General features: G+C 57.1%; 21 protein-coding genes. 11 read left to right on the top strand and 10 right to left on the bottom strand.

The features are described from left to right. The first annotated feature begins 52 nt into the window (after window positions 1–52). Window positions 53–241, top strand: coding sequence for a YdiH family protein (locus tag AC22LX_RS03130; protein WP_045392396.1), 189 nt, complete (start codon window positions 53–55; stop codon window positions 239–241). A 136-nt stretch (window positions 242–377) separates the two neighbouring features. Here the strand turns inward: AC22LX_RS03130 and uspE are convergent, their stop codons facing one another. The 3 genes from uspE to ogt form a co-directional block, all read right to left on the bottom strand. Continuing rightward, complete coding sequence (gene uspE / locus AC22LX_RS03125; RefSeq protein ID WP_045392393.1) at window positions 378–1,328, bottom strand: universal stress protein UspE; 951 nt, start codon at window positions 1,326–1,328, stop codon at window positions 378–380. 151 nt (window positions 1,329–1,479) lie between these two features. Next, entirely contained in the window at window positions 1,480–2,232 is a 753-nt protein-coding gene (gene fnr / locus AC22LX_RS03120) for a fumarate/nitrate reduction transcriptional regulator Fnr (RefSeq protein WP_004862555.1), read from the bottom strand. 194 nt (window positions 2,233–2,426) lie between these two features. After that, entirely contained in the window at window positions 2,427–2,942 is a 516-nt protein-coding gene (ogt, locus tag AC22LX_RS03115) for a methylated-DNA--[protein]-cysteine S-methyltransferase (RefSeq protein WP_045392390.1), read from the bottom strand. Window positions 2,943–3,136: 194 nt separating this feature from the next. Here ogt and AC22LX_RS03110 point away from each other — a divergent pair, with 194 nt between their 5' ends. Continuing rightward, window positions 3,137–3,334: a hypothetical protein gene (locus AC22LX_RS03110; RefSeq protein ID WP_200891424.1), complete on the top strand. Its 198-nt coding sequence runs from the start codon at window positions 3,137–3,139 to the stop codon at window positions 3,332–3,334. A 61-nt stretch (window positions 3,335–3,395) separates the two neighbouring features. Further along, window positions 3,396–3,515: a hypothetical protein gene (locus tag AC22LX_RS03105; RefSeq protein ID WP_045392558.1), complete on the top strand. Its 120-nt coding sequence runs from the start codon at window positions 3,396–3,398 to the stop codon at window positions 3,513–3,515. Window positions 3,516–3,547: 32 nt separating this feature from the next. Here the strand turns inward: AC22LX_RS03105 and abgT are convergent, their stop codons facing one another. From abgT to AC22LX_RS03090, 3 genes are all read right to left on the bottom strand, one after another. Beyond that, window positions 3,548–5,074: a p-aminobenzoyl-glutamate transporter gene (gene abgT / locus AC22LX_RS03100; protein ID WP_487333745.1), complete on the bottom strand. Its 1,527-nt coding sequence runs from the start codon at window positions 5,072–5,074 to the stop codon at window positions 3,548–3,550. A 116-nt stretch (window positions 5,075–5,190) separates the two neighbouring features. Next, window positions 5,191–6,636, bottom strand: a complete 1,446-nt coding sequence (locus AC22LX_RS03095) for a M20 family metallopeptidase (protein ID WP_487333744.1) — start codon at window positions 6,634–6,636, stop codon at window positions 5,191–5,193. Continuing rightward, window positions 6,636–7,946, bottom strand: a complete 1,311-nt coding sequence (locus tag AC22LX_RS03090; RefSeq protein WP_049061453.1) for a M20 family metallo-hydrolase — start codon at window positions 7,944–7,946, stop codon at window positions 6,636–6,638. Before AC22LX_RS03090 ends, AC22LX_RS03095 begins: the two co-directional genes overlap by 1 nt. Window positions 7,947–8,112: 166 nt before the next feature. Here AC22LX_RS03090 and AC22LX_RS03085 point away from each other — a divergent pair, with 166 nt between their 5' ends. After that, window positions 8,113–9,021, top strand: coding sequence for a LysR family transcriptional regulator (locus tag AC22LX_RS03085; RefSeq protein WP_045392375.1), 909 nt, complete (start codon window positions 8,113–8,115; stop codon window positions 9,019–9,021). 102 nt (window positions 9,022–9,123) lie between these two features. Next, the gene (smrA, locus tag AC22LX_RS03080) at window positions 9,124–9,687 is read left to right on the top strand and encodes a DNA endonuclease SmrA (RefSeq protein ID WP_487333743.1); all 564 of its coding nucleotides are present in this window, start codon (window positions 9,124–9,126) and stop codon (window positions 9,685–9,687) included. On the opposite strand, the gene AC22LX_RS03075 is transcribed toward smrA, so the two are convergent. Then, a complete protein-coding gene (locus AC22LX_RS03075) occupies window positions 9,684–10,490 on the bottom strand; it encodes an IclR family transcriptional regulator domain-containing protein (protein ID WP_487333742.1) in 807 nt (268 codons plus the stop codon). The genes smrA and AC22LX_RS03075 overlap by 4 nt on opposite strands. 167 nt (window positions 10,491–10,657) lie before the next feature. Here AC22LX_RS03075 and AC22LX_RS03070 point away from each other — a divergent pair, with 167 nt between their 5' ends. Genes AC22LX_RS03070 through pcaC form a run of 6 tightly spaced genes read left to right on the top strand, consistent with a single transcriptional unit; the run spans window position 10,658 to window position 15,722 of the window. Continuing rightward, window positions 10,658–11,344: a 3-oxoacid CoA-transferase subunit A gene (locus AC22LX_RS03070; RefSeq protein WP_045392371.1), complete on the top strand. Its 687-nt coding sequence runs from the start codon at window positions 10,658–10,660 to the stop codon at window positions 11,342–11,344. A 10-nt stretch (window positions 11,345–11,354) separates the two neighbouring features. Further along, complete coding sequence (locus tag AC22LX_RS03065; RefSeq protein WP_015705262.1) at window positions 11,355–12,011, top strand: 3-oxoacid CoA-transferase subunit B; 657 nt, start codon at window positions 11,355–11,357, stop codon at window positions 12,009–12,011. Between the two features lie 10 nt (window positions 12,012–12,021). Then, on the top strand, window positions 12,022–13,224 hold the full coding sequence (pcaF, locus tag AC22LX_RS03060; RefSeq protein WP_045392368.1) for a 3-oxoadipyl-CoA thiolase: 1,203 nt from the start codon (window positions 12,022–12,024) through the stop codon (window positions 13,222–13,224). 9 nt (window positions 13,225–13,233) lie between these two features. Further along, window positions 13,234–14,586, top strand: a complete 1,353-nt coding sequence (locus AC22LX_RS03055) for a 3-carboxy-cis,cis-muconate cycloisomerase (RefSeq protein ID WP_045392365.1) — start codon at window positions 13,234–13,236, stop codon at window positions 14,584–14,586. Beyond that, window positions 14,576–15,343, top strand: coding sequence for a 3-oxoadipate enol-lactonase (gene pcaD, locus AC22LX_RS03050; protein ID WP_063447895.1), 768 nt, complete (start codon window positions 14,576–14,578; stop codon window positions 15,341–15,343). The genes AC22LX_RS03055 and pcaD overlap by 11 nt, the downstream gene beginning before the upstream one ends. Beyond that, window positions 15,333–15,722 (top strand): 4-carboxymuconolactone decarboxylase, encoded by a 390-nt coding sequence (gene pcaC / locus AC22LX_RS03045; RefSeq protein ID WP_015705266.1) that lies wholly within the window; start codon window positions 15,333–15,335, stop codon window positions 15,720–15,722. The genes pcaD and pcaC overlap by 11 nt, the downstream gene beginning before the upstream one ends. Before the next feature lie 486 nt (window positions 15,723–16,208). Here the strand turns inward: pcaC and AC22LX_RS03040 are convergent, their stop codons facing one another. The 3 genes from AC22LX_RS03040 to AC22LX_RS03030 form a co-directional block, all read right to left on the bottom strand. Continuing rightward, complete coding sequence (locus AC22LX_RS03040; protein WP_487333741.1) at window positions 16,209–17,825, bottom strand: mechanosensitive ion channel family protein; 1,617 nt, start codon at window positions 17,823–17,825, stop codon at window positions 16,209–16,211. A 149-nt stretch (window positions 17,826–17,974) separates the two neighbouring features. Further along, window positions 17,975–19,627 carry a class I fumarate hydratase FumA gene (fumA, locus tag AC22LX_RS03035; RefSeq protein ID WP_487333740.1) on the bottom strand — a complete coding sequence of 551 codons (1,653 nt, stop codon included), beginning with the start codon at window positions 19,625–19,627 and terminating at the stop codon, window positions 17,975–17,977. A gap of 55 nt (window positions 19,628–19,682) precedes the next feature. Further along, window positions 19,683–21,188, bottom strand: coding sequence for an anion permease (locus AC22LX_RS03030; RefSeq protein ID WP_032707943.1), 1,506 nt, complete (start codon window positions 21,186–21,188; stop codon window positions 19,683–19,685). Window positions 21,189–21,602: the final 414 nt, after the last annotated feature.

Here is a 21,602-nt window from a genome sequence, read left to right as displayed (position 1 = left end):
AACGGCGATGGGTGTTATACTATGCCTGTTTTTTCACCACACTGAGGATATTATGGATACCGAGTTAACCCCCACGCAGATGGCCATCGAGTACCTGCGCCGCGACACTTCCGTTATGACCCCCGCGCAGTACCTGAAGAAGCTCAAACTCCTCGAGCTCGAGTTTGCCGATCTGATGTCGCTTTCATCAATGGAGCTGAAAGAAGAGATCGACCTGGCCTGGCGTTTAGGTATCCACTAACGCATTCTGTAAGTATGTTCAATTAGCGTTGATATCCCGGGCCGTATGGCCCTTTTTCTTTTTTAGCGGGCCGACAAAAAAATCCCCCGACGGGCGGGGGATGATTAGATAAAACTTCAGGCCTGATGAGACGCCGTTAGTCGTCGTCTTCATCGTCCAGTTCAACTGGAGTTTGATAGGCCTCCGGTTTCAGTACCAGCAGGTCGCAGCGCAGGTGGTCGATAACCTGTTCCGCGGTATTGCCGAGAAACGCGGCAGAGATGCCGGTGCGGCCAACGGTGCCCAGCACCACAATCCCGGCCTGCAGGTGTTCAGCTAAATCAGGGATAACCTCTTCAGGCAGCCCTTTTTCTACGTGGGTGCGACTTTCATCGATGCTGAATTTCTGACGCAGCGCTTTCATTGCCAGCAGATGCTGGCCGCGAATCGCATCGTTATAGATGCTCGGGTCAAAATCAGGTAATTCAATGGCGATGTTAATAGGCGTCACCGGATAGGCGCCAACCAGATGTACTTCGGTATGGTTAACCTGATCGGCGAGGGCGATGGTCTCCCGCACCAGTTTTTCATTAAGGGCGTTGTGATAGTTCTCTTCACTGGCCAGATTAACCGCCACCAGCGCTTTACCGCCTTCCGGCCACGGCTGATCTTTAACCATCCATACCGGGCATGGACATTTGCGCAGCAGGTGCCAGTCGGTCGGGGTGAAGATGACCGCTTCGAGTTTGTCGTGCTGATGGGCCATTTTCAGCAGCAGGTCGTGTTTATCGCTGATGATTTCCTGAATGATGGCTTCAAAGGGGCGGTTGTGCCACACCACTTTGATATCGATTGGCACCCCGGATTCAATGTAAAACTTGGCCTGTTCACGGATCCAGGCGCTGCGTTGGCTAATCACGCCCTGGCGCATCGCCGTCCGCTCGTCGGGCGACAGCAGGGTAGTCATTTCGTAGGAAAAATCATAAATCGGCAAAAAGGCTTTGATGCGTCCACCAATCCGTTGGTGCAGATACACCGCGCGCCGTAATGCAGGCTGGTCGTCCTGGTTAGGGTCGATTACTACCAGCATGTTCTGATACTTCGCCATACAGGGTCTCCTTACAGCTGTAGCTACAGTCAGTATTTAAAAAGATAACCTATATGGATGAATTGAAACAGGGGATGACCCTGGCCAGATCAACAAATTAGAAAAAAATGTCGATCCGGCACAAGGTGGAAGAGAGTATAGCGGAGATAAATCAGGCGACGTTGCGCGCCTGGCCTGCCAGTTGCGCCAGCAGATCGCTGTTTTCGATGGTGATATATTTCCCTTTTACCGCCAGCATACCGCTTTTCTGGAAACGACCAAGCAGGCGGCTGATGGTTTCAACCGTCAGGCCCAGATAGTTGCCGATGTCGCCACGGGTCATGGTCAGACGGAACTCACGCGGTGAGAAGCCGCGCTGCGCGAAACGGCGGGACAGGTTGTAGATAAAGGCCGCCAGCCGTTCTTCTGCGTTCTTTTTGGAAAGCAGCAGGATCATGTCCTGATCGCCTTTGATCTCGCCGCTCATCAGACGCATCATCTGTTGACGCAGGTTCGGCATTTTACCGGAAAGATCATCCAACGTTTCGAACGGAATTTCGCAGACCATTGAGGTTTCCAGCGCCTGCGCAAAGCTTGGGTGCAGGGCGGTGCCAATGGCGTCAAAACCGACCAAATCACCCGCCAGATGGAAGCCGGTAATCTGCTCATCGCCTTGTTCGGTGATGGTGTAGCTTTTGATGGTCCCTGAACGGATAGCGTACAGCGACTTCAGCTCATCACCCGCTTTGAACAGGGTTTGCCCTTTCTGAATAGGCTTTTTACGCTCGATGATATTATCAAGCTGATCCAGCTCATGTTCGTTCAAAGTAAAGGGGATGCAGAGCTGGCTAATGCTGCAATCCTGACAATGGATTGCACAACCACCAGACTGAATGCGTCGTATAATTCGCTTTTCCGGGATCATATGTCTGCTCAAGCTTTAATTGATATTGGTCAATTTTAACATCTTTTTGAGGAGCAAGTAAGTCTCGAAACCCGGAAAGACGTAATATTAGAAGGGTAAATATGTCGATCGCCATATCTCTTTGATAACAAGAAAATTATTAAGCGATTAATTATTGTAAAGTTACCTGTAATTTCCAAAAAAGGCATTATCTGTTAAAGCAGCAAATAGCCCTCATGGCGCAATAACCACTCTTTACGCTGTACGCCGCCGGCGTAGCCGGTCATGGTGCCGTTGCGGCCAATTACCCGATGGCAGGGAACCACAATGCTGACCGGATTGGAACCGTTTGCCGCGCCAACCGCACGGGCCGCGCCCGGACGGCCAAGAACCTCGGCTAACTGACCGTAATGCATCACCTGCCCGCAGGGAATCGTGCGCAGCGCTTGCCACACCTGACGTTGAAAGGGGGTACCGGCGGTTGCCGTCGGCAGGGTATCGATAATTGCGAGATCGCCGTCGAAGTATTGCTGCAGCTTCGCGCTCAGCCCGCCAGGATCGCGCGCATCAACGCGTTTATAACCCTCGTGACGGTAGTGGATGTCGAGCAGTTGCTCCATGCGGTCGCGGTGCTGATCCCACTCTACGGCGCGCAGGTTGAATTGTTCATCGCAAATGACCCACAGCGGCCCCAGCGGGGTGTCGATTTTATCTTGCAGCAGCGTCAGCATCGGGCGTCCTTCTACGAGGTTAATTCGGCAAGGGCACACCATATCATGACGTGCAGCCTGCAAACTATACCTCCGAAAGGTCAGCAAATAATGAAACCTGTACTATTAATTTATAAATACGAATCGCAGTCATTTAAATTCAGTCATTCCGTTGCCTGATGGTTAATCGTCGGAATAAAGGAAGGGGTGGAGCAATGTTTATTTTTGCATTAACTAGCAGGCGCGGCGTGATGGGCATTTTGCTACCTTTGTCTGGCGGCGAATTTCCCTGTGCGGAGGAGCGTTCAGTTCAAATCTCTATGCAGTTTGTCATACGCACGCGGATTAGTGTGAACTGGCTAATTCACCGGGAGGCACCCGGCGCCGCAGATAAATATACAGGCATTCCTTGAGTCAATTATTTTTTCCAGCGCTTTGGCGCTGGTTTTTTTTAACTACAAGAAAGGTGGCGATATGCAATACATGTTAACGGGAGTTGTTGTGTTGATTATCAGCGGATTAGCTATCAATTTGCTGTCGGTGGTCATCGAAAGTCTGTATAAAACGTTCCTGAACCGCACCACATCGCGTTAACTTACGCAGGCCATCCCTGGCCTGTCGCCGCGTTATGGCAAGCGTGGATAAATACCTGGGCCAATCGGTAGCCCTACCAGGTACCAGCCCACCAGCAACAGCAGCCAGACGGCTAAGAAAATCAGCGGGTAGGGTAATACCAGCGAATAGTAGGTACCCAGTCTGGCATCGGGCCGGTAGCGCTGTAAAAAGCCGAGAAACAGCGGTACAAATGGCGATACCGGCGCGAGCGGCAGTACGGACGAATCGGCGATACGAAACAGGATCTGCGCAAACGCCGGGTGAAAGCCCAGCAGCATAAACATCGGTACAAAAATGGGCGCCAGAATCGACCAGATAGCCGAACCGCTGGCGATAAACATACACAGAAATGCCGACAGCAGCGTCAGACCGACAAACGCCGGCACGCCATTCATTCCCGCACTTTCCAGTATATCCGTTAATCCTACCGCCATGAATTTCCCCATATTGCTCCAGTTGAACATGGCGACAAACTGGGCCAGCGGGAAGACCATCACGATGAAGCCGGCCATCTCCTTCATCGGCTCGATCATTAACTGCGGCAGGTCAGCCTGACGGCGAATTTTGCCGGTGGCGATGCCGTAAGCTAAAGATACGACGAAAAAGAAAAAGATAATCAGCGGTACGATGCCTTTTATAAAAGGCGAGGGCATCACCGTATGTTTGATAGGATCGCGCAGGATGCCGTTTTCCGGCACCACCATCAGTGCGATAACCGCCACAAACAACAGCGCCGCAATACCGGCAATGCGCAGCCCGAAGCGCTGTTCCGCCGTCAGCGTCTGCAGCGTTTCATCGCTCTGGCCTTGCCACTTTCCTAGCCGCGGCTCGACCAGTTTATCGGTAATCAACCCGCCGACCAGCGTCAGAACGATGACTGAGGTGGCCATGAAGTACCAGTTGTCGATAACGCTAACATGCAGCGAGGCATCAAGCGTTTTCGCCGCTTCGGTACTAATACCGGAGAGCAACACGTCGGTAGTGACAATAAGTAAATTTGCCGTGAATCCGCAGCCGACGCCGGCGATTGCCGCCAACAACCCGGCTACCGGATGGCGGCCGACGGCGAGAAACATTAACGCCCCCAGCGGCGGCATAATGACCAGCGCCGCGTCGGAAGAGATGTGGCTGAAGAAGGCGATAAATAACACCATGTAACTGGCGTAACGCGCGCTAACGTGCGATGACATCTTGACCATCAGCGACGGCAGCAGGCCGACACGTTCGGCGAAACCGGCGCCGAGCACCAGCGCCAGAATCGCCCCCAGCGGCGCGAAGCCGCTAAAGTTTTTAATCACGTTTGGCAGAAACCAGTGCAGCCCTTCAACGCTGAGCAGATTCTTTACCACCACTCGCGAACCGTCGGTGGGGTTCTGTACGCCGACGTTTAGCGCCGACAAAATGGCGGTGGCGGCCATCAGCGCGACGATCAGATAGATAAAAAGCAAAAATGGATGCGGAACCTTATTACCTATTTTTTCAACCCAGCCATACAGCTTACCGGTGGGGGAATGCGACGGTATGGATGACATACTCATGGGCGTTCCTCAGTTGTCGTTGTTGTGTTGTTTGCGGCATGCCTCAGGGGTTGTCAGCTGTTATTATTATTGGCGATTGCCATCACGCTGTACGCTATCCCAGAGGCTAATTTTTCTTATTTTAAAATTGATGGTACGACGTCACGCGGGATCGGGCACTGGTATGGAGTTACCGCCAGTACCTGAGCCAGTTCCTGCTGGCTTGCTTCGAGTAACGGCCTGTCGCTGAATAAACGAATCGCCGTTGCTCCCAGAATTTTACCCGCCAGCAGCATCCCTTTATGGGCGATGGAAGTTCTTCCCTGGCTCACCAGTTGCCAGCTATGCAGCGGCGTACCGATGGCGAAACAGGGGCTAAAACACTGGGCCACCGGCGCTTTCCAGCTCACGTCGCCGACGTCGGTAGATCCCGCCAGCACGTTTTCCGTTGCCGCCCACGGCGCGACCTCATCGATCAACACCGTGTCGTGATGACGGCGGGCAAACGCTTTTCCTTCTTCACCGCTGGTGCCGGCAATATTCTTCAGGCTGTTATTTATATCGTTCACGCCGAGCGTGGCGCGAATATCCGCCGCGAAAGCGCGCTCTTCGTCACACCACTGCGGCGTACCGTAATGACATACGGCCTGATACATTGCCGCTTCCAGCGTGCGATTGGGGAGATAGCTGGAACAGGCTTTTTCAAAACGGCAACTGACGCTGGTTTCGGTCATCAGCGCGGCGCCCTGGGCGATTTTCTCAATACGGGCGAAGATTTGCTGCACATCGGCCATCTCCGGAGCGCGAATCAAATACAGCACTTCAGCTTGCGCCTGCACCACGTTGGGCGACACGCCGCCGGTATCGGTAATGGCGTAGTGCACACGCGCTTTCTCGATAATATGCTCATTGAGGAAATTACTGCCGGTGGTCATCAGCGTGACGGCGTCCAACGCGCTCCGCCCCAGATGCGGTGAGTTTGCCGCGTGCGCAGCGGTTCCGGTAAAGCGCCACGCCGCCTGAATATTGGCCAGCGTGCTGGTACTGAACATCCCGGCCCAGGCTTCCGGATGCCACGTGAGGGCGGCGTCAATATCATCGAATAATCCCTCGCGCACCATAAAGGTTTTACCCGAGCCGCCTTCTTCCCCCGGGCAGCCATAAAAGCGCAGGGTGCCCGCTCCGCCTTGCTGCTGCAGCCACTGTTTCGCGGCGACGGCGGCGGCGAACGCCGCGGTGCCGAGGAGATTATGCCCACAGCCGTGGCCGTTTTCCCCCGGCGTCGCGGATGTTGGTTCACCACTGTGCGCCTGTTGGCTGAGTCCTGCCAGCGCATCAAACTCGCCGAGCAGGGCGATGACCGGTTTACCCTCGCCGTAGCTGGCGATAAACGCATTGGGTATGCCGCCCGCGTGACGGGTTAGCTGAAAACCTTCCGTTTCCAGCGCATCGGCCAACCGCGCGGCAGACCAGAATTCCTGGAAGCGGGTTTCCGGATGATCCCAGATATCATCGGCAATAGCGCAAAAATCGTCGCGCCGTGACGTAATGATGTCATCGACAAATTGATAGATCTTTTCCATCACACACCTCGCAGCCAGGGAAAGTTGAGCGCGATGCGCGCCAGCGTCTCGACCGCGATGACCATCACGCCTTCGTCGAAATCAAATTTCTCGTTGTGATGTCCGGCGCTCAGTTCAGTACCGAAAATCATGTATGAAGCCAGTCCGCCGCGATCCTGTACCCGCGCCATCATCAAAGTGGCATCTTCGGATCCCGCCGGCGCGGCAATATGATCCACTGCTTCTACTACCCCCGGCACCTGTGCTGCCTGCTCACGCAGGTATTGCACCCACGCCGGAGAGGGGGCGCTGGAGGTTGCCGCGCCCATGAGCCGAAGTTCATAGCGGGCTTCATATATCGCTGCGGCGCCGGCAATCACGTTTTGCGCCCGCTCAAACACATACTGGTTGATAGCTTCCGTCTCGCCGCGGGTTTCCACTTTAATTAGCGCCGATGAGGGGACCACGTTACGCCCGGTGCCGGCCTGTATGACGCCGACGTTAACCCGCGAGGCGCCTGCGCTGTGCGGCGCGATGGCGTGTAATGCGAGGGCGGCCTGGGCGGCGGCCAGTAGCGCGTTGCGCCCATCTTCCGGTTTGCCGCCGGCGTGAGCGGCGACGCCCTCGAATTGCACGTCGAATTTGGTGGTCGCCATAAAGTTGTCACCGCCGCAGACCACGGTACCGTTGGGAACGCCGGTACCGATATGAATGGCGGTGAAGTAGTCCACGTTATCGAGCACGCCTGCCGCCACCATCGCGCGCGCGCCGCGGGTGCCTTCTTCGGCAGGCTGGAAAATCAGCTTGATGATTCCGTTGAGCCGATCGGCATACTGCTTTAGCACGTGCGCCAAACCCAGCCCAATGGCGGTATGTCCGTCATGGCCGCAGGCGTGCATCATCCCGGCGTTGCAGGAGGCGAAACCCGCGCGATGCGGGCGATGGCGATCGTCGTGTTGTTCGTTAAGATCGAGCGCGTCCATATCGACGCGAAACGCAAGCGTAGGGCCGGGGCGGCCGGTGTCCAGGGTGGCGACGACGCCGGCGAATCCGCCTTCAAAAGCCGGCAGCCAACGTTCCGGCGCTCCCTGTTCGCGGGCGCGCTGGAATGCCTGCTCCAGGCTGGCATCGTCGGGCAGCCCCATCCGGCTGTCGGCATCGATAACGTCGCGACCCAGCGCCAGTTGATAACCGAGGCCGTCTAAGATCTCGGCAACCTTGCTGGCGGTGCGAAATTCCAGCCAGCCGGACTCCGCGTGCAGGTGAAAATCACGACGCCATTGCGTCATTTCCGGCGCCAGCTGGCTTACCAATTCATGAAGTTGCGGCATAACCCTTCCTGTCATAATTAAAAAGTGTGACGGCGTTCACGGTGTGATAGCTTTTAATTATCACAAACGCCTTTCTGGCAATCTCACCCTTAACCTGCCACAGCATGATGGATTACAGTAGATGTCATTTTCTTCTGTCTGATAAACAGTGGTTATCACTTAAAACATGTCATTTCAGATTAAATTTCATCAAATTCGCGCCTTCGTTGAGGTCGCTCGTGAGGGGAGTATTCGCGGCGCCAGCCGGGCGCTGGCGATCTCGCAGCCCGCGTTGACCAAAGCGATTAAAGAGCTGGAAGAAGGGCTTTCCGCCCAACTGTTTGTCCGCCGCAGCCAGGGGGTGGCGCTGACGGAAAACGGCGAAAGTTTTTATCAACATGCGAGCCTGATCCTTGAAGAGCTTCGGGCGGCGCAGGATGAACTCCTGCAGCGTCAGGGGGAGCAGGCGGGGCAGATTAATATTGGTCTCGGCGCCAGCGTCGCCCGTTCGCTGATGCCATCGGTTATCTGTCGTTTTCATCAGCAGCATCCGCTGGTGAAGGTTCGGATCATGGAAGGGCAACTCCTGGCGATGATTAATGAACTGCGTCAGGGTGAGCTTGATTTCACTATCAACACCTACTACCCCGGCCCGTACGATCATGAATTCAGCTTTGAAAAACTGTTTGAGAAACCGTTCGCGGTATTCGCCCGCGCAGGGCATCCGGCGGCGCGCGCCACTTCCCTGACTGAATTGCTCGATCACCACTGGACGATGCCAACGCCGCGCGGTAGCTACTTCAAACAGTTGCAGGAGATGTTTAATCAGGCCGGGCTGGCGCCCAAGGTCGATATCGTTTGCGAAACCTTCTCTTCGTGCATCAGTCTGGTGGTGAAGAGCGATTTCCTTAGTATTCTGCCGGTAGAGCTCGGAAACGATCCGATGATGGCGGATAAACTGGTGATGATCCCCATACGTGAGGTATTGCCCAGAGCAACCTACTACCTGATCCAGCGGCGCGACACGCGACCAACGCCGTTAACGGCTTCGTTAATCACCCTGTTTCGTCGTCAAAGCCGTCAATTGTTTCCTTAAATATCCCGCGTTGGTCTATTTGCCAGCAGTTGCGGCTAAACGCGTTGAGGGGTAGGCGTGAGGCGGCTATAGTAGCAGGCGATAGCCGCTGGAGGAGTGACCATGAACCTTGACGACAAATCCCTGTTTCTTGACGCCATGGAGGATGTCCAGCCTCTGAAACGCAATAATGACGTACACTGGCATCGTGAACGACCCGCGCGCGCGCCGCAGCGTATTGATACCCTACAGCTCGATAATTTTCTGACCACCGGCTACCTCGATATTGTGCCGCTCGCCGTGCCGCTGGAGTTCAAACGGGAAGGGCTGCAAAGCGGAGTGCTGGACAAGCTGCGGCGTGGAAAATACAGCCAGCAGGCAAGCCTGTCGCTGCTGCATCAGCCGGTCGAACAGTGCCGGCAAATGCTGTTCGCCTTCGTGATACAGGCGCAAAAAGAGGGGCTGCGTAATTTACTTATCATCCACGGCAAAGGCCGTGATGACCAGGCCCATGCCAATATTATTCGCAGCTACCTGGCGCGCTGGCTGCCAGAGTTGCCCGAGGTACAGGCGTTTTGCGCCGCGCTACCGCACCACGGCGGCAGCGGCGCTTGTTACGTGGCGCTACGTAAATCCGAACAGGCTAAGCAGGAGAACTGGGAGCTGCACGCTAAACGCAGCCGCTAGCGCAGCAGCAGCGTTAGCTCGCGGGCGGCCTTTTGTAATTCCGGCAGCACCCTGTCCAGCATTTCGCGGGTCGACATCTGGCCCGCGTGAACCCCGACGTTCAGCGCTGCTTCCACCTGTCCTTGCGGGTTAAATAGCGGTACCGCTAGCGAACGCAGCCCCATTTCCAGTTCCTGATCGTTCAACGCATATCCCTGCTGATGCACGCGTTTTAGCTCCGCGCGCAGCTTATTCACCGAATCTACCGTTTGCGGGGTGTAGCGAATCATCGTCACCCGGCCCAGCATGTCGTTCAGCCTTTCTTCCGGCTGATGGCTTAACAGCACGCGGCCCATGGAGGTCGCCCACGCCGGCAGACGGCTGCCAATATCAAGATCGATCGTCATAATGCGCGAACTGGAGGCGCGGGCGATATACAAGATATCGTCGCCATCCAGGGTGGCGATTGAGCAGGACTCATTGAGCATTTCGCTCAAATGCTTGAGCACCGGCTGCGCCGAGCGCGCCAGCGGCGTTGAGGCCAGCCAGGCGTGACCGAGGGCAAGTATCCGTGGTCGCAGTTGGAAATTCTTGCCGTCTTCGGCGTAGACGAAACCCAGCTTGCTCAGGGTGTACAGGCAGCGACGTACCGCCGCTCGGGGGATGCCGGTCTTTTGGCTGATCTGCGAAATCGACAGTACCGGGCGCTGCGGGGTAAAAGCCTGAATCACTTCCAGCCCGCGCGCCAGCGATGCCATAAAGTTCGGATCGCCCTTAAACGGATCGCCGTCGCCCGCTACTACATCATCTGGATGCTTGTCCATTTTGTTCTCCGTATTTGCCATCGATCACATTCTTTCGCTAAAGATATACGATGTTCGATTATCGCACCATATTTCGATTATCGCCCTTGACCAGCATCGTTAAGCGGGTCACATTTTGTGCGAACAACGCATATAAGTGCGATTACCGCACGTTAAGGAGCGACCTGATGATTGATAAAAGCGTGTCGACGCTGAGTGAGGCCATTGCCGGGATCCACGACGGCGCGACCATCATGATCGGCGGATTTGGCCCCGCCGGGCAGCCGACGTATCTGATCGATGCCCTGATTGACCAGGGCGCCCGCGACCTAACCATTATTAATAACAACGCGGGTAATGGCGAAGTGGGGCTGGCGGCGCTGCTCAAAGCCGGGCGGGTGCGCAAAATGATCTGCTCATTCCCGCGCCAGGTAGATTCACAAATTTTCGATGACCTCTATCGCCGCGGCAAGGTTGAGCTGGAACTGGTGCCGCAGGGCAACCTGGCGGCGCGGATCCAGGCCGCTGGCGCAGGTCTCGGCGCGGTCTTTACCCCTACCGGCTACGGCACGCCGCTGGCGGAAGGCAAAGAAACCCGGGAAATCGACGGCCGTCATTACGTGCTTGAATATCCAATTAAAGCCGATTTTGCGCTGATTAAAGCCCATCAGGGCGACCGCTGGGGCAACCTGGTCTACCGCAAAGCGGCGCGCAACTTCGGCCCGATTATGGCGACCGCCGCCAAAACCACCATTGTTGAAGTCTCGCAACTGGTCGCCCTTGGCGAACTTGACCCGGAAAACATCATCACGCCGGGGATTTTCGTCCAGCGCGTATTCTCGCTGGAAAATCTGTCCGCCGCGCAAAGCGCCTGAGGAGCCGAAGATGCAAAAACTGACTCGTGACGAAATGGCCCAGCGCGTCGCCCGCGATATTCCGGAAGGCGCTTACGTAAACCTCGGTATTGGCCTGCCGACCCGTATCGCCAACTATCTACCTGCCGATAAAGAGGTGTTCCTGCACAGTGAAAACGGGCTACTGGGAATGGGGCCGAAGCCGCAGCCCGGCGAAGAGGACCCGGAGCTGATCAACGCGGGTAAAGAGTATGTCACCCTGCTGCAGGGCGGCTGTTTTTTCCACCATGGCGATTCCTTCGCCATGATGCGCGGCGGGCATCTCGATATTTGCGTGCTGGGCGCCTATCAGGTTTCCGCCAGCGGCGATCTCGCTAACTGGAGCACCGGCGCGCCGGATTCGATCCCGGCGGTCGGAGGGGCGATGGATTTGGCTATCGGCGCCCGCCAGGTGTTTGTGATGATGGACCATCTGACCCGCGATGGCGAATGCAAACTGGTCGAGCAGTGCAGCTATCCGCTGACCGGCGTTGGCTGCGTCAGCCGTATCTATACCGATCTGGCGGTCATCGATATTACCGACCGTGGTCCGGTGGTACGCGAAATCTTTAACGGCCTCTCATTTGAAGAGCTACAGCGCATCACTCCGGTGGCGCTAACTTTTGAACAACTGGCGGAAAGCGCGTAAGGAACCTATGATGAATCAGGCATTTATCTGTGATGCGGTGCGTACGCCGTTTGGCCGTTTTGGCGGCGCATTATCCGGTATGCGCGCTGACGATCTGGCGGCGCTGCCGCTGAAAGCGCTGCTGGAGCGTAATCCGGGTCTCGATCCGGCGCTAATTGATGATGTGATCTACGGCTGCGCCAACCAGGCCGGAGAAGATAACCGTAACGTGGCGCGTATGGCGCTGTTGCTGGCCGGGCTGCCGCAGAGCGTTCCCGGCAGCACGATTAACCGCCTGTGCGGCTCGAGCCTTGATGCGATCGGCGTCGCGGCGCGGGCGATTAAAAGCGGCGAAACCCAGCTGATGATCGCCGGTGGGGTGGAGAGTATGTCGCGCGCGCCGTTTGTGATGGGCAAAGCCGAGAGCGCCTTTAGCCGCTCGATGCAGATGGAAGATACCACCATTGGCTGGCGTTTTATTAACCCGCAGATGAAAGCGCTGTACGGCGTGCACTCGATGCCGGAAACCGCGGAAAACGTCGCCGATGAGTTTGCCATTTCTCGCGCCGACCAGGATGCTTTTGCGCTTCGTAGCCAGCTGCGTACCGCTGCGGCGCAAGAAGCGGGGCGTTTCGCCGATGAACTGATCGCCGTATCGGTACCGCAACGCAAAGGTGAGCCGCTGTGTTTCAGCCGCGATGAACACCCGCGCAGCACCTCGCTGGAGGCGCTGGCCAAATTGCGCGGCGTGGTCCGAGCCGACGGCAGCGTTACCGCCGGTAACGCCTCCGGCGTCAATGATGGCGCCTGCGCGCTGCTGTTGGCCAGTGAACAGGCCATGTCGGCGAATGATTTACAGCCGCTGGCGCGGGTTGTCGGCGTGGCGACGGCAGGGGTGGCGCCGCGAATTATGGGCTTCGGCCCGGCGCCGGCGGTACGTAAGGTGCTGGCGCAAACCGGGCTGACGCTGGCGCAGATGGACGTCATCGAATTGAATGAGGCTTTTGCCGCACAGGCGCTGGCGGTTACCCGTGATTTAGGTCTGCCGGATGATGCCGCCCACGTTAACCCCAACGGCGGGGCCATCGCGCTGGGCCATCCGCTAGGCGCTTCCGGCGGGCGTCTGGCGATGACCGCCGCTTATCAGTTGAAGCGAACCGGCGGCCGCTATGCGCTGTGCACCATGTGTATCGGCGTGGGCCAGGGGATTGCGCTGATTATTGAACGCGTTTAAGGAGTAGCGATGAGTTTGTTGACCCCCATGTTGCGCAGCAGTCCGCTAACCGACTGGTTTAGCGATGCGCAGCGGGTACAGGGCATGCTGGATTTCGAAGCCGCGCTGGCGCAGGCGCAGGCCGACTGCGGGCTGGTGCCGAAGGCGGCAGTCTCGCCGATAGTCAACGCCTGCCGGCATGCGCTTATTGATTTCGACGCGCTGGGACAGGCTGCGGCCAGCGCCGGTAATCTGGCAATTCCGCTGGTCAAACAGCTGACCGCGCGTGTGAAAGCGCAGGATCCTGACGCCGCGCGCTATGTCCATTGGGGCGCCACCAGCCAGGACGCTATCGATACCGGGTTTGTTTTGCAACTGCGCGGCGCGCTGGCGGCGACGGATAGCCTGCTACAAAGCCTGATTGATGCGCTTGCCGAACAGGCGCAGCGCTATCAGCATACGGTGATGCCGGGGCGCACCTGGATGCAGCATGCGCTGCCGGTCACCTTTGGCCTTAAACTGGCGGGGACGCTGGATGCGCTGCTGCGCTGGCAGCAGCGGTTGATCGAGATGCGCCCACGGGTGCTGGCGCTGCAGTTTGGCGGCGCGGCTGGCACGCTTGATTCATTGAAACAGCAGGCGCCGCAGGTCGCGCAGGCGTTAGCGCAAACCCTCGAGCTGCAGTTGCCGGATACGCCATGGCATAGCCAGCGCGACCGTTTCCTCGAAGTCGGCGCCTGGTTCGCCGGCGTTTGCGGCACCCTGGGAAAATTCGCCAATGATTTTTCGCTGCTGATGCAAACCGAGGTTGCGGAAGTCGGCGAGCCGCTGGCGGAAGGGCGCGGGGGCTCCTCGACCATGCCGCACAAACGTAATCCGGTCTCCTGCGCGGCGATTTTAACCGCGGCGCAGCGCACGCCGGGGCTGGTCGCCACCCTTTACGCCGGTCAAATCCAACAGCATGAGCGCGCGCTCGGCGGCTGGCAGGCGGAATGGGAAACGCTACCGGAGCTGATTATGCTGGTGGGCGGGGCGCTGGCGCAAACTGACATGCTGGTGCGCGAGATGCAGGTTTTCGTGCATAAGATGCGTGCCGACCTTGATATTACCCACGGGCTGATTATGGCGGAAGCGGTGACCCTGGCGCTGGCGGAGTTTATCGGCAAAGCCGAGGCGCATCACCGTGTAGAAGCGCTGTGCCGCCAGGCTCTGGACAGTCACGGTTTACTTGTCGATCTGCTGGCGGCTGACCCGCTGGTCAGTCAGTATCTCTCCCGCGAACGTTTAAACATGCTACTGGATCCGGCAACGGCCACCGGTAGCGCCGAACGCTTTGTGCGCCAGGTACTGGCGCGTTATCAGGAGCAACGTCATGAATCTTGATTATCAACTCGACGGGCCGGAAGGCGCGCCGGTTATCGTGCTGTCGAATTCGCTTGGCACCACGCGCACAATGTGGCAGCCACAAATGGAGGCCCTGACGGCGAATTTTCGCGTACTGCGTTATGACACCCATGGCCATGGTAAAACGACGAAAAACGGCAAGGTGGCCCTGGCGCAATTGGGTGAAGATGTGATTGCGCTGCTCGATCACCTAAATATCGACAAAGCGCTGTTTTGCGGTATTTCGATGGGCGGGCTGACGGGATTATGGCTGGCGCGCTTTGCGCCGGAACGTTTTTACGCGGTGGCGGTGGCCAATACCGCGGCGCGGATCGGCGATCAGTCGGGCTGGCTTTCTCGCGCCCGCGCGGTACGTCAGGAAGGGATGGATGTGGTTGCCGCGGGGGCGGCGGATCGCTGGTTCAGCGATGCTTTCCGCCAGCGCGCGCCGGAGGTGGTCGAGGCATTATGCCATCAACTGACTCATAGCGACGCCGAAGGCTACGCTGCCTGCTGCGAAGCCCTGGCGGCGGCAGACCTGCGGGGGGAGGTCGGGCAAATTGCGATTCCTGTGCTGATTATTGCCGGAGAAAGTGACCCTGTCACGACTGTCGCCGACGCTAACTTCCTGCATCAGCAGATCGCCACTTCACAGGTGGTGGTGTTGAAGGCGTCGCATCTGTCGAACATTGAAGCGCCTGCTGCCTTTAACGCCGCGCTGAACGGCTTTTTGCTGGGGGAGCAAAATGGAAGATAAACAACGTTACCAGCAGGGAATGGAGGTTCGCCGCAAGGTATTAGGCGATGCTCACGTTGACCGTACTCTGCAGAATCTGACGCCGCTGAACGAGGAGTTTCAGGATTTCATTACCCGTTACGCCTGGGGAGAAACCTGGACCCGTCCAGGGCTCGATCACCATACCCGCAGCATGATCACTATTGCGATGCTGATTGCGCTGAACCGCGAGGCGGAACTTAAGATGCATCTGCGCGCCGCCTTTAATAACGGCGTGACCCGTGATGAGCTGAAAGAGCTGATTATGCATTCGGCGCTGTACTGCGGCTTACCGGCGGCGAACGCCACGTTGCACCTGGCGCAGCAGGTGTTTGCCGAGATTGACGCCGCGCAGGCGTAGCGGGGAACCGCTTCGCGGCGCTGATTTGTTGTCGATGCGGTTGTTGATACTGTTATCGGTTGGCAACTTTTTAGCTTGAGAAAAGCGTTTATCCCGTTTCGCTCCAGAGCATCTTGCGCTCCCGGTTAATTCTTCTGCACTATGTTTTCCGTGGCGCAGGGAGCGCACAGAGGGCGGCCAGTCGCCGCCGCCCCCTGTACCCCCGGACTCTGGCCGCCAAAATCGCCACTTCGTGGTACCTTCGACTTATCCCTGCAGGCTTCGGGTCGGGCCGAGGCAGCGTCCTTGCAAAACACGGCCCTCAGCCCGCATCCATGCGGGCTGCCCCGGCCTTCCGGGAACGTCTCAGCGATTTTGAGGCCACCAACACCGGCAGTTGCAGCCAGCATGGGGAATAAATTAAAGGCAGGCTGCACGGACCGTAGGCCGGATAAGCGCAGCGCCATCCGGCATTACCTGATGAAACTGCGTCGGCGTGGGACGACGTTACCTGTCGCGCTCCTGCGGCGCGACCGCCGGGGCGGTATACCAATCCTCTTTGGCGACCACCACCGCGCCTTTCGGTTGCATGACAAAATTGGGCGACATAATCTGCACGCCAAATTCGTTAAATACATCGATAATGCTGCTGTGCAGCGCGTTGCGCCCCTCCGGCAGTGTCGTTTCGGGTAACAGCCGCACCTGCAGTTCATACGACGTATACCAGTCGAGCAATCCCAGTTTGCGAACCACCGGCGGCACCTGATGATCCACTCCCTGGGCGCGGTGGGCCGCCAGTTCCAGCATCGCCTGTACCTGCCGCCACGGCGTGTCGTAACCAATGGTCACACCGGTGGTGAGGTTGATTCCCTGTTGCGGGTCGCTGGCGCTGAGATTGGTGATTTTACCGCTGACCACCACCGCGTTCGGCAGGGTGACAATATAGTTTTCGCGGGTCAGGATTTTGGTCGCCAGCATGCCGATCTCGCTGACCTGGCCTTCGTTATCGGCGATGCGGATCCAGTCGCCTTTGTGCAGCGCGCGGGTATAAATCAGCACCAGGCCGCTCTTGGCGTGATTCATCACCCCCGCTGAGCCCAGCGTCAACATCAGACCGAAGAACACGCTAATCCCCTTGAAAGCCAGAGAGTTTGCGCCAGGCAGGAAAGGATAGGCGGCGGAGAGCGCAAAAAGCCAGATAACCACGGCGATAAGCTTTCGCGTGGCGCCGACGGTTTCCGGATGCAGACCGGGGATCTGCAGACGCCCGGCGGCGACCTGATCCAAAACCACCTTCAGCAGGCGGATGATAAACCACGTAATCAGAAAGATAAGCAGTACGATCATCAATCCCGGCAGCGCCGACACGATGGACAGCGAAATATCGCGAATCACCCCTACCGACCACTCACCGAGCGACTCTCCCCATACCCGGGTCCACGGAAACAGGCTGAATACCCAACTCAGCCAGACATAACCCGCCAGTACCCCAAGCAGTATGACCAGCAGCGCGTATAATCGGCTTTCAATGTTGCCGAGAAAACGCCGCCAGCTATGTGGGATCAGGCTGCGCTTTTCGAGGATCCGCAGATGGAAAAAGCGCCTCACTCGCCGCCACGAACGGAAAGCGAGATAGCAGGCCAGGGCGAGGAGCAACGCGCCGGCGGCGGATTTTAGCGCCGCCAGCAGCAGATAGCGGGTATTGTACTGTTCGCGCAGCGACGTCCGCTGCGCTTCCATACGGGCAAGAACGCGCTGCGCCGCCTGATCGAGGGTCAGATCGTCGCCTTCATCGAGGTCCGCCTGGCTGAGTAACATGATGGGTTTGCCATTCATCAGGAACAGCCGCCCCGGCTGGTTGTAGCGGGTGACAGGCACCACCTGTAGCGGCTGGCTGATATCGGCCTCGGTAAAGGCACGTAGCGTATTGCGGATGCGCAGAACCCGCTCTTCCGGCGTGGTCTGGCCGAAGGTGGCCTGCAGCATGACGATCGGTTGATGGAAAATAGCGACGGTTCGCGCCTGCTCGCGAGCGGTGGGCTGCTGACGCGGTTCTGCCGCCGAAAGCGGGAAGGCCAGCCATAGCAGAAAACACGCCGTTAATAACGCCTGGATCCTGTTCATATGCGACACCGGAAAAGGGGGAATTATTGTTATTTTTCAGCTGGTCAAACTCTGAACGGCTGCTGGATTGAGCATAGTTCAGCGTCGGGTGAATTCAAGAGTAAAGGGGGAGAATACGCCCGACGATGAGCCGCCGGGCGTGGAGGGAATTAGCCGTGTTGTTTACAACCGGCGCACTGCTGATTTTGGATCTGTTGGAAGAAATCGTTACCTTTATCATCAACGAGAATAAAGGCCGGGAAATCTTCGACTTCGATTTTCCAGATAGCTTCCATTCCCAGCTCCGGATAAGCCACGCACTCGAGGCTCTTAATGCTCTGTTGGGCAAGGACTGCCGCCGGGCCGCCAATACTACCGAGGTAGAAGCCGCCGTGTTTATGGCAGGCGTCGGTCACCTGCTGGCTGCGGTTGCCTTTGGCCAGCATCACCATGCTGGCGCCGTGCGATTGCAGCAGATCGACGTAGGAATCCATACGTCCCGCGGTGGTCGGGCCGAGGGAGCCGGAGGCGAAACCGGCCGGCGTTTTGGCCGGACCGGCGTAGTAGATCGGGTGATCTTTCACGTACTGCGGCAGCGCTTCGCCGTTATCGATAAGCTCTTTCAGTTTCGCGTGGGCAATGTCGCGGGCCACGATAATGGTGCCGTTAAGGCTCAGACGCGTGGAGACCGGGTGCGCCGACAGCTGTGCCAGGATCTCGCTCATCGGCTGGTTCAGGTTGATGCTAACCACATTGCCTTCGCCTTGCTGGCGCAGGTGTTCAGGAATGTATTTCCCCGGATTGCTTTCCAGTTTTTCAATCCAGATGCCGTCGCGGTTGATTTTAGCTTTGATATTGCGGTCGGCGGAGCAGGAGACGCCCATGCCGATCGGGCACGACGCGCCGTGGCGCGGCAGACGGATAACGCGGATATCGTGGGCAAAATATTTCCCGCCAAACTGCGCGCCGAGACCGAGATTTTGCGCTTCCAGCAGTAGCTCTTGCTCCAGCTGCACATCGCGGAACGCCTGACCGTGTTCGTTGCCTGCGGTCGGCAGGTCGTCATAGTAGCGGGCGGAAGCCAGCTTAACGGTCTTCAGCGTCGCTTCCGCTGAGGTGCCGCCAATCACAAAGGCGATGTGGTAGGGCGGGCAGGCCGCGGTACCGAGGGTACGCATCTTCTCGACGAGGTAGTTTTTCAGCTTCGCCGGGGTGATTAACGCTTTGGTTTCCTGGTACAGATAGGTTTTGTTGGCGGAACCGCCGCCTTTCGCCATGCACAGGAATTTATATTCGTCGCCGTCGACGCTGTAGAGATCGATCTGCGCCGGCAGGTTGGTGCCGGTGTTGACCTCTTTATACATATCCAGCGGCGCATTCTGCGAGTAACGCAGGTTGTCTTCGGTATAGGTGTTATAGACGCCCTGCGCCAGCGCGGCTTCATCGCCGCCGCCGGTCCAAACGCGCTGGCCTTTTTTACCCATGATGATGGCGGTGCCGGTATCCTGGCAGGTGGGCAGCACACCTTTGGCGGCGATTTCGGAATTACGCAGGAACTGCAGCGCGACGTATTTGTCGTTTTCGCTGGCCTGCGGGTCGAGCAAAATGGCCGCGACCTGCTGCTGATGCGAAACGCGCAGCATAAAAGCGGCATCGTGGAAGGCCTGCTGCGCCAGCAGGGTTAACGCCTGCGGTTCAACCTGCAATACTTCCTGGCCAGCGAATTTGGCGACGGAGACGTGCTCTTTGCTGAGCAAATAGTATTCGGTATCGTCATGCGCCATCGGGAACGGGTCTTGATAAACAAAGGGTTTCGTCGACATATTCACATACTCCATAAAGATAAAAACCGCCGGGGGAAGACCCGGCGGTTATGAATCAGAACATCATGGACATCCACGGATAGCCAATCAGCAGCAGGGCGGCCAGGAAGATGGCGCCGAAGATGGTGCCGAGGCGCCAGTAGTCTTTGGTCGGCAGATAGCCGCTGCCGTAGTAAATCGGGCTCGGACCGGTACCGTACGGGGTGATGATGCCCATCACGCCCAGCGAGGTCACCATCAGCAGGACGAAGACTTCCATATTCATTCCCGGGATAGTCGAAGCGATGGTCAGCATGGCCGGCAGCAGCGCGGTAGTGTGCGCGGTGGTACTGGCGAACAGGTAGTGCAGCAGATAGAACGCCAGCAGCAGGACGATGGTCGCAACCCCCGGAGAAATACCGCTCATCAGCGCGCCGCCTTCTTTACCCAACCAGGCGATGAAACCAGTGGAGGAGAGACCGTCAGCCAGCGCGACCAGCGTGGCGAACCAGACAAAGGTATTCCACGCCGCTTTGTTGTTGGTGATATCGCTCCAGGACAGCACGCCGGTCCACAGCATCAGCACGATAACCAGCAGGGCAGCCAGCGCCGGTTCAATCCAGTCGGCGGCGAAGATCCACATCATCAGCGCGAAGCAGACGAACACCAGCAGCAGGATTTCATTGCGCGACAGTTTGCCCAGTTTCTCCAGTTCACGAGCGGCCCACAGCGGCACTTCGTTATTGATTTTAACTTCTGGCGGATAGAACCAGTACGCCAGCAGCGGCATGGCCAGGATCAGCAGGATACCGAGCGGCAGGAAGGCGATAAACCAGGTACCCCAGGAGATGTTGATACCAACGATGCTTTTTACCAGCGCCAGCGCCAGCAGGTTCGGCGCCAGCGCCGACAGGAACATGGAACTAGTGATACAGGCGGCAGTAATGGCTACCCACATCAGATAAGAGCCAATACGGCGTGCGCTCGGATCGTTAGGTTTAGAACCGTACAGCGGCGGCAGGTTAGCGATAATCGGGTAGATGGTCCCGCCGCTACGTGCGGTGTTGGACGGGGTAAACGGCGCCAGCAGCAGGTCAGCGAAGGTAATGGCGTAGCCCAGCGTCAGGCTGCGGCGGCCAAGATATTTTACCAGAATCAGCGCCAGACGGCGGCCGAACTGGGTTTTGTCATAGCCGGCGGCGAACATGAACGCGCCGAAGATAAGCCACACGGTAGAGTTGCCAAAGCCGCTCACCGCCCATTTAAATGACGCGCCGGCCAGCTTAAAGCTTGGCGCCGCCATCTGTTCCGGGCTGAACAGTAGCCACTGGCTACATAAAGCAATCACCACCACCCCGGTGATACCGATAACGGCGCCCGGCAGCGGTTCGAAGATAAGGCCGACGATGACGCCAACGAAGATAGCAAAATAGTGCCAGGCGAAAGGCGGTAAGCCGTCAGGCACCGGGACGAACAGCAGCAGTACGGCGACGATAATGGGCAACGCCATCATGATCAGACGTTTATACGCCGCGTTAGACGCGGCACCGGCAGGCGGTATGGTTGTCTTTTTCTCTTTCATAATGAGTATCTGCTAGTAGTTGAAAATACGGTTCCGTCTTCGCTTACAACACTCGATTTTTTTAGTTGCGAAAGTTTCTTTAATTATTAATGGTCGAGATTGCTTATTGCTTAAACGGTTATTTAACGCGTTTTTCGCGGCGTTAAATTAAATTCATTGGGTATTTATATATTGCGCTTTCACGTTGCATTGCAATTGATCGAGATCAAAAAAAACAGGTGATCTGGATCTTTTTTTTCGTTTGGCAATAACCACATATGATGATGTGGTTATTATCCGCAAGAAACGTCAATTGTTAAGGGAACGCTTAAAAAATAATAAATGGCTAAAGCAATTAATTATTTAACTTATTGAAATTTAGTGTTTTATTTTTGTTTTTGCGCGTTTTTCTAGCGTTAACAAAAGTGACTGAAA

This window comes from Klebsiella sp. PK01, assembly GCF_057624675.1.
The sequence above is the reverse complement of the archived record's forward strand: the minus strand, read 5'-3'. Positions and strand labels throughout refer to the sequence as shown.